The sequence below is a fragment of the Exiguobacterium sp. s121 genome (genome assembly GCF_018617245.1).
GTDB classification, from domain to species: Bacteria; Bacillota; Bacilli; order Exiguobacteriales; family Exiguobacteriaceae; genus Exiguobacterium; species Exiguobacterium profundum.
The window spans coordinates 1,749,022-1,760,634 of sequence record NZ_JACSJV010000001.1 but is presented as its reverse complement, the minus strand read 5'-3'; the positions used below and the strand labels follow the sequence as shown (position 1 = coordinate 1,760,634).

9 protein-coding genes and 1 other annotated feature are annotated in these 11,613 nt (G+C 49.8%); of the genes, 7 read left to right on the top strand and 2 right to left on the bottom strand.

Annotation, left to right across the window (positions count from 1 at the left end):
• The first annotated feature begins 27 nt into the window (after window positions 1–27).
• From recJ to aspS, 6 genes are all read left to right on the top strand, one after another.
• A complete protein-coding gene (gene recJ / locus KOG47_RS09055; protein WP_215244095.1) occupies window positions 28–2,322 on the top strand; it encodes a single-stranded-DNA-specific exonuclease RecJ in 2,295 nt (764 codons plus the stop codon).
• Between the two features lies 1 nt (window position 2,323).
• Window positions 2,324–2,842: an adenine phosphoribosyltransferase gene (locus tag KOG47_RS09050; protein ID WP_074037462.1), complete on the top strand. Its 519-nt coding sequence runs from the start codon at window positions 2,324–2,326 to the stop codon at window positions 2,840–2,842.
• Window positions 2,843–3,030: 188 nt separating this feature from the next.
• On the top strand, window positions 3,031–5,220 hold the full coding sequence (locus KOG47_RS09045; protein WP_074037461.1) for a RelA/SpoT family protein: 2,190 nt from the start codon (window positions 3,031–3,033) through the stop codon (window positions 5,218–5,220).
• Window positions 5,221–5,236: 16 nt separating this feature from the next.
• Window positions 5,237–5,680, top strand: a complete 444-nt coding sequence (dtd, locus tag KOG47_RS09040) for a D-aminoacyl-tRNA deacylase (RefSeq protein ID WP_031421442.1) — start codon at window positions 5,237–5,239, stop codon at window positions 5,678–5,680.
• A gap of 38 nt (window positions 5,681–5,718) precedes the next feature.
• Window positions 5,719–5,953, top strand: a binding site (T-box leader).
• 43 nt (window positions 5,954–5,996) lie between these two features.
• Complete coding sequence (gene hisS / locus KOG47_RS09035; RefSeq protein WP_074037952.1) at window positions 5,997–7,277, top strand: histidine--tRNA ligase; 1,281 nt, start codon at window positions 5,997–5,999, stop codon at window positions 7,275–7,277.
• On the top strand, window positions 7,274–9,046 hold the full coding sequence (aspS, locus tag KOG47_RS09030; RefSeq protein ID WP_074037459.1) for an aspartate--tRNA ligase: 1,773 nt from the start codon (window positions 7,274–7,276) through the stop codon (window positions 9,044–9,046). Before hisS ends, aspS begins: the two co-directional genes overlap by 4 nt.
• A gap of 108 nt (window positions 9,047–9,154) precedes the next feature.
• On the opposite strand, the gene KOG47_RS09025 is transcribed toward aspS, so the two are convergent.
• Window positions 9,155–9,376 (bottom strand): hypothetical protein, encoded by a 222-nt coding sequence (locus KOG47_RS09025; protein ID WP_143180248.1) that lies wholly within the window; start codon window positions 9,374–9,376, stop codon window positions 9,155–9,157.
• Window positions 9,349–9,699: an iron-sulfur cluster biosynthesis family protein gene (locus KOG47_RS09020; RefSeq protein WP_015881180.1), complete on the bottom strand. Its 351-nt coding sequence runs from the start codon at window positions 9,697–9,699 to the stop codon at window positions 9,349–9,351. The genes KOG47_RS09025 and KOG47_RS09020 overlap by 28 nt, the downstream gene beginning before the upstream one ends.
• 119 nt (window positions 9,700–9,818) lie before the next feature.
• Here KOG47_RS09020 and KOG47_RS09015 point away from each other — a divergent pair, with 119 nt between their 5' ends.
• On the top strand, window positions 9,819–11,531 hold the full coding sequence (locus KOG47_RS09015) for an ABC transporter ATP-binding protein (protein ID WP_074037457.1): 1,713 nt from the start codon (window positions 9,819–9,821) through the stop codon (window positions 11,529–11,531).
• The last annotated feature ends 82 nt before the right edge of the window (window positions 11,532–11,613 follow it).

The following is an 11,613-nucleotide window of genomic DNA, read 5'->3' as shown; positions in this document are numbered from 1 at the left end:
AATCTACAATTGATTGGAGTGAAGGACATGTACCATTCGAAAAAACAGTGGCTCTATCCGGAAACAAATCCGGACGACGTTACGCGTTTACAAAACGAATTAAATATATCAGCACAACTGGCGACGTTGCTTGTTCAGCGTGGTCATCAAGACGTAGAAGCGGCCAAGGCATTCTTGTATGCCGAGGATGAACTCGTCTTTCATGACCCGTATTTGTTTGAACAGATGGAGAAAGTCGTCACCCGCATCAAACGGGCAGCAGACGATGGGGAAATGGTGCTCATCTATGGTGACTATGATGTCGACGGGGTCAGTGCCTCATCTGTCATGTGGCATGCGTTGACCGAAATTGGTGTCATGGCCGAGTGTTATATCCCGAACCGTTTCACTGAAGGTTATGGACCGAACAAAGAAGCGTTCCAATGGGCAGCGAACGAAGGATTCACCTTGGTCGTCACGGTGGACTGTGGAATTTCTGGGATTGAAGAAGCCACACTCTTAAAAGACCTTGGCGTCGATTTGATCATCACAGACCACCACGAGCCGAAAGAGACATTGCCGGACGCCTATGCAATCATTCATCCACATATCGACCCGGGATATCCATACGATAAACTCGCCGGTGCGGGAGTAGCTCTCAAAGTGGCGCACGCCGTTTTAGGGAGAATGCCGGAAGAACTCCTTGATTTGGCCGTCCTCGGAACGATTGCCGACCTCGTCCCACTCGACGGAGAGAATCGGTTGCTCGCGAAGAAGGGGATTGCCGCGCTCGAGGCTTCAAAACGTCCAGGTATTCTAGCATTACGTGAAGTATGTGGTCTCGGTGACAGCGTATTAAACGAAGAGTCGGTCGGTTTCGCGTTCGGTCCACGCATCAATGCCGCGGGTCGACTCGATTCAGCGATGCCGGCATTACAAATGCTCCTGGCTGAACATGTCGAGGAAGCGCTCGAGCTCGCGAAACAGCTCGATAAGCAAAACAAAGAACGTCAAGACATCGTCAAGACGATCGCTGCTGAAGCGAAAGAACTCGTTGAAGCGTCGATGACCGAGGACCGTGTACTCGTCGTGGCGAGTGAGAAGTGGAATCCTGGCGTCGTCGGGATTGTCGCATCTCGTCTCGTCGAGGCGTACTATCGTCCAGTCATCCTCCTTTGCCACGACCCCGAGACGGGTAAGGCGAAAGGATCGGGGCGCTCCATCGATGGATTTGACCTCTTCAAGGAACTTTCGAAGAATGAAGATATCTTGCCACACTTTGGCGGACATCCAGCCGCGGCCGGGATGACCCTTCAGTCGGAACACGTCGCCGAACTACGAGAGCGACTGAACCGTCAGGCGGAGTCCATCCCCGATGACGTGTTTGTACCACGAGTCAACGTCGACTTGAAACTCTCCGTTAACGACGTTTCGCTCGATTTGATCTCAGAGATTGGAAAGCTCGCGCCATTTGGTATGGGGAATCCATCCCCTCGCGTCGTTGTCGCAGATGCGAAACTGCGAGATATTCGCCAAATCGGACGGGATGCCACGCATTTGAAAGTACAGCTCGCCGGAGACAAGCGTGAGCTCGATGGTATTGGATTTGGATTCGGGCACGTCGTTTCAGAGATTTCAAAGATGGCTCATATCTCGGTGATGGGAAGTCTTCAAGTCAACGAATGGAACGGAATGCGTAAACCGCAGCTCATGATTCAAGATTTACGGGTCGATGACTTCCAAGTGTTTGACTATCGTGGGAAGAAAAAATCAATGCAAGAGTTGAAAGATTTGCCGAAAGAACAGACGTCATTTTTATCTTTCCAAGGGACGAACGAAGATTTTCCACTCCATGAAGGAGATGAACCGCTCAACCGTTTCGTCGTTCTGCTCGATCTTCCGGACGATGAAGAGGTGCTCGCAGAAAAACTTCATGAGGGGATTGAACGTATTTATTGTGCCTTCGGTCAAGGAGACTCGTTCTTTGAACGTCTTCCGTCCCGTGAGGATTTCCGAACGTATTATGTCCATATGGCAACATGCGAACGGAAAAATCTACGTGAAAACCTGATTCGTCTGTCAAAAGAGCGAAAATGGTCAAAAAATACGATTCAATTTATGCATCAAGTATTCTCTGAACTCGAATTTCTTGTTACAATGGAAGACGGACTGCCTGGAGTCAATCCAGAAGCACCGAAACGCGATTTGACCGAGGCGCCGTGCTATCAACGCCGGATTGGGCGCCAACAACTCGAAGAGCGTTTCGTATACGCGTCATTGGCGGAGCTCAAAGAGCGGTTACAATCGTTGCGATCGAACAAGATGCAGGAGGCATACACATAAAATGGATTTCAAACAGCATATTAAAGAAGTAGCAGATTACCCGAAGGAAGGAATCAGCTTCAAAGATATCACGTCACTCATGCAAGATGGCGAAGTCTACAAGAAAGCAGTAGATGAGCTCGTTGTTTATGCACGTGAACGTGGAGCGGAGTTGATCGCTGGTCCGGAAGCACGCGGATTCGTCGTCGGTTGCCCGGCAGCGTATGCGCTCGAACTCGGGTTTGTACCAGTACGTAAAGAAGGAAAGTTACCACGTGAGACAGTACGAGTTTCATACGGTCTTGAGTATGGAACGGACATTTTAACGATGCACAAAGATTCAATCAAACCTGGACAACAAGTCGTCATCTTGGATGACTTGCTCGCAACAGGTGGTACGATTGAAGCAACGATTAAAATGATTGAACAACTCGGTGGTGTTGTGGCAGGGATCGGGTTCTTGATCGAACTCGACGGACTTGGTGGACGTGAGCGTCTTGAAGGATACGACGTGTTCTCACTCATCCGCTACGAAGACTAATTTGAACGGGAAGCGATATGCTTCCCGTTTTTGAATAGTTTTTAAGGAAAATAACCTACAACCTTTGACAGGTCGTCAGATTTTTTCGATAATGGTTATAAAAATCACAGAATCTTGAATACAAACTACTACCATGCTGCGACGAATCCGAGGCGATTGGAGCGGTTAGAAAAAGGGTGTCGAATGTTATGACCAAAAAACAAATCGTAAGTATTGAGGATCTTCTCGACGCGCTCGGGGAGTATATGGGTGACGACGATATAGCCGAAGTGAAACGCGCTTACGAATACGCAAAACTTCATCATACCGGTCAGTTCCGACGTTCGGGCGAGCCCTATATTCTCCATCCGGTCCAAGTGGCCGGCATTCTCGTTGATATCGGCTTAGACGCCACAACGATTATTGGAGCGCTCTTGCATGATGTTGTCGAAGATACGGATGTTTCGTTACAGCAATTGACGGACGATTTTGGTCCAGACGTGGCCATGCTCGTCGATGGCGTCACGAAACTTGGTAAGATTAAATATAAATCGAAAAAAGAAGAACTTGCTGAAAACCACCGGAAGATGATTATCGCCATGGCAGAAGACGTGCGCGTGATCTTGATCAAACTTGCGGACCGGCTCCACAATATGCGGACACTGCAGCATATGCCGAAAGAGAAACAAGTCCAAAAAGCGGAAGAGACGCTTGAAATCTTTGCTCCTCTCGCACACCGGATGGGGATTTCGACAATCAAGTGGGAGCTCGAGGATATTTCGTTACGTTATATCAACCCACAGCAATACTACAAGATCGTCTCGATGATGAAACAGAAACGGACGGAACGAGAAGCACTCGTCACCTCTGTCATCACGGAAGTGAACGGGGTTCTTGAGGAAGTGCATATCGATGCCGACGTGAACGGTCGACCGAAGCACATCTATTCTATCTATAACAAGATGGTGAAGCATAAAAAAGAGTTCAATGAAATTTACGATTTGATGGCGGTCCGCATTATCGTTGATTCGATTCGTGATTGTTATGCCGTGCTCGGAATCATCCACACCCAGTACAAGCCGATGCCGGGACGTTTCAAAGATTATATCGCTATGCCGAAGCCGAACATGTATCAGTCGCTCCATACGACAGTGATTGGACCGAAAGGTGAGCCGCTCGAAGTCCAAATTCGGACGAAAGACATGCATTTCATCGCTGAGTTCGGGATTGCGGCACACTGGGCGTATAAAGAAGGGAAAAACGTCTCGACGAACGGATTCGACGAGAAGATCGCCCATCTTCGTGAGATTCTTGAACTTCAAAAGGATACGACGGATGCCGAGGAATTCATGGAATCCCTCAAAGTCGATTTCTTTAGCGACATGCTGTACGTCTTCACACCAAAAGGAGACGTATTCGAGTTGCCGAAGGGCTCAGTCCCGATTGACTATGCGTACCGGATTCATACGGAGATCGGGCACCGGATGACGGGTGCGAAAGTGAACGGCCGGATGGTACCGCTCGACTACAAACTGGAGACTGGTGACATCATCGAAATCATCACGTCGAAGCATAGTTACGGACCGAGTAAGGATTGGTTGAAGCTCGCTGTTTCAAGTCAGGCGAAGAACAAGATTCGTCAATGGTTCAAACGTCAGCAACGTGAAGAAAACGTCGAGAAAGGGAAAGATCTCGTCGAAGCAGAAATTAAGAAACTTGGTTTTGAACCGAAAGAGATTATCGATGAACCTGCACTCAGTATCGTCGTCGAGAAGTTCAACTTCGGGAACGAGGAAGAGATGTACGCCGCTGTCGGTTATCAAGGCATCACTGCCGCACAAGTCGCACATAAGTTGACGGAGAAGCAGCGGAAAGAACCGAAACTCGAACTGTCGGAAGCCATCAGCGAATTGAAAGTCAGTCAGGCACCGAAGAAGAAAACGACGGAAGCGGGCGTGACGGTCAAAGGCATCGACAACATGCTCGTTCGCATGAGCCGTTGTTGTAACCCGGTACCGGGGGATGAAATCGTCGGATACATTACCCGTGGACGCGGTGTCTCAATTCACCGGAAAGACTGCTTGAACATTGTCAACGAACAACACCCAGAGCGTCTCCTTGACGTCGAATGGGAAGTCGGACAAGCGAAAGAGAAGAACTATAACGTCGACATCGAAATCACAGGATATGATCGCTCAGGTCTCTTAAACGACGTCCTTCAAGCAGTATCGGCGACGAATACGAATATCGTGGCCGTCAGTGGTCGGGGCGACCAAAACAAACAGGCCCGCATCTCGATGACCATCTCGATTCCGAACGTGAACCATTTGCAGAAAGTCGTCGAGCGCATCAAACAAATCTCAGACGTGTATTCGGTCAGCCGAGTCATGATGACGTGACGAAAGGAAGAGGAACGTGCGTGTATTATTGCAACGAGTGAAAGAAGCATCAGTCACAGTCGAGGAAGAAGTCGTCGGGGCAATCAACGCCGGGTACTTGCTTCTCGTCGGTGTGACACATGAAGATACAGAAGAAGAAGTGAACTGGCTCGCCGACAAGGTGACCGGACTTCGCGTCTTCGAGGACGATCAAGAAAAGATGAACTTATCGATTCAAGACGTGTCCGGACAAATTTTATCTGTCTCTCAGTTCACTTTATATGGAGACACGATGAAAGGGCGGCGACCTGCTTTTACAAAGGCCGCAAAACCGGATATGGCCGAGACGCTTTATGAAAAATTCAATGAGCGACTCCGGTCGAATGGGCTCGTCGTAGAGACGGGACGCTTCGGAGCGATGATGGACGTCGCCCTCGTCAACGACGGACCGGTCACACTCATGCTCGAAAAAAACGCTTGACAGATGCCGGCTTGATTCGGCATCATGAAGCATATAGTCAAACACCTACGATAAAGAAGAGTACGGTCAACCCACCAGCAAAGAGAGCGATGCCTTGGCTGAAAGCATCGACTGGATGATGACCCGAACGACACTTTGGAGGTGCTCCCTTGAAAGCGAGTAGGGGGAGCCGTTTCATCGGGCGTTAACCGATTTCGAGTGGCAGAGTTTCAAGTGATGGCTCTGCAACGAGGGTGGTACCACGGGAAACTGACACAGGCTCTCGTCCCTTTGCGGACGAGGGCCTTTTTGTATTATTAAGGAGGGAAATGTGATGATGAAAGCACCACGCGGTACACAAGACCTGCTTCCGGGCACGGTCGAGACGTGGCAATATGTCGAAGAAAAGCTTCGCGACATGAGCGCCCGTTATAACTATAAAGAAATCCGCACACCAATCTTTGAAACGACGAACTTGTTCACACGCAGTGTCGGGGAAACGACGGACATCGTCCAAAAAGAGATGTTCACGCTCGTGAAGAAAGGGAAAGACGAGTACACGCTTCGCCCAGAAGGAACGGCATCTGTCGTTCGTGCGTTCGTGACGAACAAACTGTTCGGAAATCCGGACCAGCCGACCAAGCTCTACTACATGGGACCAATGTTCCGCTACGAGCGTCCACAAAAAGGTCGCTTCCGTCAGCTTCACCAATACGGTGTCGAAGCAATCGGTAGTAGTGACCCGGCCGTTGACGCTGAGGTCATCAGCCTCGCCTATTCGATTTACAAGTCGTTCGGACTTCAGAAAATCAAAGTTGTCGTCAACTCGCTTGGGGACGCGGAAAGCCGCAACGCCCACCGCGATGCGCTCATCCGTCACTTTGAGCCGGTAGCAGGCGAACTTTGCCAAGACTGTCAGTCACGCCTGTATAAGAATCCGCTTCGCATTTTGGATTGTAAGGTCGACCGCGATCACCCGTCGATGAAGACGGCCCCGTCGATTCTTGAATATTTGAACGAAGAGTCGAAGGCCTATTTCGACCAAGTGCTCGCACAACTCGATGCACTTGGTGTCGCCTATGAAGTCGACCCGACGCTCGTCCGTGGACTCGATTACTACACGCACACTGCGTTTGAAATCATGTCTGAGGCAGAAGGATTCGGAGCCATCACGACGCTTTGTGGCGGCGGACGCTATAACGGTCTCGTACAAGATATCGGCGGACCGGACATGCCGGGAATCGGTTTTGGAATCGGGTTGGAGCGTCTCATCCTCGCATTAGAGAATGAAGGAGTCCTACCTGAACTCGAGACAGGACTTGATGTCTTCATCGTCGCCCAAGGCGGAAAAGAAGTCGAATTGACGGCGACACGCCTCCTACAACTCCTCCGCATGGAAGGGTTCAAAGCAGACCGTGATTACCAAGGACGCAAGTTCAAAGGACAATTCAAACAGGCGGACCGTCTGAAAGCCAAGTTCACAGTCATCTTAGGGGATGACGAAGTCGAACGAGGGTCAGCCGCCTTGAAAGATATGACGACTGGTGAACAAGTCGACGTGCCACTCTCGGCCGTCGCAGACAAAATTCGTGAACTATCGGAAGGAGCAGGACAATGATCGGACGCACACATATGAACGGCCGCGTGACAGAGTCACTCATCGGCCAGGAAGTACAATTAAAAGGATGGGTACAAAAACGTCGTGACCTCGGAGGTCTCATCTTCATCGATCTTCGTGACCGCACAGGGATCGTCCAAGTCGTCGTTCGCCCAGAGAACGAAGCGGTCCACCAACTCGCGGAGACGATTCGTAGTGAGTTCGTCCTCGACGTGAAAGGGACGGTTCTCGAGCGTGAGAACAAGAACCCGAACATGCCGACAGGAAATATCGAAGTCATCGCTTCAGAGATCAACATCTTAAACGCTGCGAAGATGACACCAATCCCAATCGGTGACGAAGCGGAAAACGTTTCAGAAGACCTGCGTCTCAAATACCGTTACCTCGACCTTCGTCGTCCGGCGCTCCAAGAGACGTTCCGTCTCCGCTCGAAAACGTCGAACACGATTCGTAACTTCTTGACGGAGCAAGAGTTCCTTGAAGTCGAAACACCGATTTTGACGAAGTCGACGCCAGAAGGCGCACGTGACTATCTCGTACCGAGCCGTGTCCATGGTGGTGAGTTCTATGCACTTCCACAATCACCACAGCTCTTCAAACAGTTGCTCATGGTCGCAGGATTTGACCGTTACTTCCAAATCGCACGCTGCTTCCGTGACGAGGACCTTCGTGCAGACCGTCAACCTGAATTCACACAAGTCGACATCGAAACGAGCTTCATGGACATCGAAGACTTGATGGCGATGATGGAATCGATGATGGGACAAGTCATGGAATCGACGCTCGGTCGTACGGACACACCAGCGAAGTTCGAGCGGATGACACACGCGGAAGCGATGCGTCGTTTTGGTTCGGATAAACCGGACACGCGCTTCGGTCTCGAACTCATCGACGTGGCAGACGCTGTGAAAGGTGCTGGCTTTAAAGTGTTCGATGCAGCACTCGAATCAAACGGGCAAGTCAAGGCGATCAACGTCAAAGGTGAGGCGGACAACTTCTCACGTAAAGACATCGACAAGCTTCAAGAGTTCACGGCGGTGTACGGTGCGAAAGGTCTCGCATGGCTCAAAGTGACAGCGGAAGGCTTGAACGGTCCAATCGCGAAGTTCTTTGATGAGACATACGCACAGAAGCTAATTGAAGCCACAGATGCAGAAGCAGGTGACCTTCTTCTCTTCGTCGCATCGAAACCAACTGTCGTTGCAGACAGCCTTGGCGCACTCCGCGTCAAGCTCGGTCACGAACTTGGTCTCATCGACGAATCGAAGTTCAACTTCCTTTGGGTAACGGACTTCCCACTCGTAACGTTTGAAGAAGAAGACGGTCGCTTCTATGCGAACCACCATCCGTTCACGATGCCAAACCGTGAAGACCTCCATCTTCTCGAGACAGATCCGGCAAGTGTACGCGCGGTTGCGTATGACCTCGTCTTGAACGGTTACGAACTCGGTGGCGGTTCACAGCGTATTTATGAGCGTGACATTCAAGAGCGCATGTTCAAATTGCTTGGTTTCACACAAGAAGAAGCGGTTGAACAGTTCGGCTTCTTGCTTGAAGCGTTCGAATACGGTACACCGCCACATGCGGGAATCGCACTCGGTCTCGACCGTCTCGTCATGATTCTTGCAGGTCGTTCGAACCTTCGCGACACAATCGCCTTCCCGAAAACGGCTTCGGCAAGCTGTCTCTTGACGCAAGCACCGAGCCCTGTCGCGGACGCGCAACTCGAAGAGTTATCGATTCGTACGGCAATAAAAGAGAAAAAATAAGCATAAAAAAACGAGGGTTGCCATGGCAATCCTCGTTTTTTGTATGTGTGAAACGGATTTTGGATTCAACACGAGATGGTAGATATTTAATTGGAACACATCCTCTTGTTAACGTTTATCCTCTTCTCGCTGCATGTATTTCGCTGTTCGCTGCAACGCGAAACCAAACGCAAACAGCGAGGCGATGACTGCGGACATCGTATAGACCGAATCGATAAACGCCAGATAGATTCCAAGTAGTCCGAGACCGAAACTCACGAAAAAGAGAATGAGGAGTCTCGGATGTTGTTTCAGTGTCTGTTTCATCGGCTCGGAACGTTCAACTGACATCCTGTGCCGTCCGTCACGAGTAGATTCGAATTGAACACTTGGCCGTCACTCTTCAAGACGAGCGTACGACGGTCTTCGAGGAAATCGATTTTCATCTGTTCATCTAAAAACACTTTTGTCCAGTTTTTGATTAAGATTGGTCCGATGTTGGATTCGATTTCAACGTCTTCCGGAGTCGTCTCGGTTACGTATCGAATCTCAAAGATTCCGCTGTTCCCACAACCACAACCTTCTGTCTCATAAAAGAGGTGCATCTGTCCTTCGCGTTCGCCTTTCAATGACTCGATTCGTTCAAGGGCACGATCTGTAATGTGTACATGCATGTGTATCACTCCTTACTTTTATTATACGCCGTTTGAAAAAAGAATGAAAAAGGGATGCATCCTGTTTTCCACCTTTCGGAAAAAAGCGTACACTAAATGAAGAGAAGGGGGAAGAGAGAATGATTTCACGTTTTTTTAGTTATTATCGACCACATAAAAAGTTATTCCTACTCGATTTTTCATTCGCAATTCTCGTCGGACTGCTTGAACTTGGATTTCCGCTTGCCGTTCAATGGTTCATCGACGACTTGTTGCCGGGTGGGGAATGGAACTGGATTATCATCGTCAGCATCGGCCTGTTGATTCTATACATATTGGCCATGATGATGCAGTACGTCGTCAACTACTGGGGACATAAGCTCGGCATCAACATCGAGACGGACATGCGGGAAGAGTTGTTCACGCATATCCATAAACAGTCGTTCCGCTTCTTTGACAATCATAAGACCGGCCATTTGATGAGCCGGGTCACGAACGACTTGTTCGATATCGGGGAAGTGGCGCACCATGGGCCGGAAGACTTCTTTATCGCCATCATGACGTTACTCGGTGCGTTCGGGATCATGTTCTCGATCGACCCAGAACTCGCACTCGTCACCGTTGTCGCAGTACCGTTCCTCATCATCATGATCACGTATGCGAATAAGAACATGAACAAGGCGTGGCAAAAGATGTACACGAATATCGGGGAAGTGAACGCGCGCGTCGAGGACAGTGTGTCCGGGGCACGCGTCGTCCAATCGTTTACGAACGAGGCGTTCGAAATCGGGCGTTTCCAAAAAGACAACAACTTCTATCGCGGCTCGAAGATTGAAGCGTATCGCGTCATGAGTACGTCACTCGCAGGTATCTATATCACGACGCGTCTTATGACGTTGCTCGTCCTTGTATACGGGGCGTACTTGACGTATGAAGGACAACTATCGTACGGACAACTCGTCGGCTTCATCTTGTACATGAATTTACTCATTAAGCCGATTGAAAAGATCACGGCGCTCCTCGAGATGTATCCGAAAGGGATGGCAGGGTTCAAACGATTCACGCAGTTGCTTGATGAAGAGCCGGACATTGAGAACCGAGCGGATGCGACAGAGGTCGAAACGTTGACAGGCGATATCGTCTTCGATGACGTCTCATTCGGCTATTCAGACTACCGCCAAGTGTTGACAGATATTGACTTGTCGATCGAGGCAGGGACGACTGTTGCCTTAGTCGGGACGAGCGGGGCTGGAAAGACAACCATCTGTTCACTCATTCCGCGTTTTTATGACGTCACAAAGGGTGCCATCTCGATTGACGGCATGGATATCCGGAACATGACGAAAGAGAGTTTACGTCGTCAAATCGGAATTGTGCAACAAGATGTCTTCTTATTTGCGGGTACGCTACGGGAGAACATTGCTTACGGGAAACTGGATGCGACCGATGCAGAGATCATGCATGCGGTGGAAAAAGCACATCTCGGCACGCTCGTCGAAGAGCTCGAGCACGGTCTTGATACACAAATCGGAGAGCGTGGACTAAAACTCTCCGGAGGTCAGAAACAACGCATCGCCATTGCGCGTATGTTTTTGAAAAATCCGCCGATTTTAATACTCGATGAGGCGACCTCGGCGCTCGATACGGAGACCGAGGCCATCATTCAGGATTCATTAAATGAACTGGCAGCAAATCGAACGACGCTCATCATCGCGCACCGTTTAGCGACTGTAAGGAATGCCGACCGGATTCTTGTCGTGACGGCAGAAGGAATCGTAGAAGATGGAACGCACGAAGAACTCAGTCAAAAAGGTGGCGTCTTCACGAACCTGTTACAACGTCAACAACTATAAATCGAGGGCTGCCTGATAAAGGGCGGCCCTTTTTTGGCGTGATAACAGCATTTCGTGGGTAAATACTTATGGATGAACGAAA

Excerpts from the sequence above, each read along its gene's own strand:
- KOG47_RS09025 (WP_143180248.1), bottom strand. The coding sequence starts at position 9,376 with ATGTCAGTTGAACGTTCCGAGCCGATGAAACAGACACTGAAACAACAT.
- KOG47_RS09020 (WP_015881180.1), bottom strand. The coding sequence starts at position 9,699 with ATGCATGTACACATTACAGATCGTGCCCTTGAACGAATCGAGTCATTG.
- hisS (WP_074037952.1), top strand. The coding sequence starts at position 5,997 with ATGAAAGCACCACGCGGTACACAAGACCTGCTTCCGGGCACGGTCGAG.
- aspS (WP_074037459.1), top strand. The coding sequence starts at position 7,274 with ATGATCGGACGCACACATATGAACGGCCGCGTGACAGAGTCACTCATC.
- KOG47_RS09045 (WP_074037461.1), top strand. The coding sequence starts at position 3,031 with ATGACCAAAAAACAAATCGTAAGTATTGAGGATCTTCTCGACGCGCTC.
- KOG47_RS09050 (WP_074037462.1), top strand. The coding sequence starts at position 2,324 with ATGGATTTCAAACAGCATATTAAAGAAGTAGCAGATTACCCGAAGGAA.
- KOG47_RS09015 (WP_074037457.1), top strand. The coding sequence starts at position 9,819 with ATGATTTCACGTTTTTTTAGTTATTATCGACCACATAAAAAGTTATTC.
- recJ (WP_215244095.1), top strand. The coding sequence starts at position 28 with ATGTACCATTCGAAAAAACAGTGGCTCTATCCGGAAACAAATCCGGAC.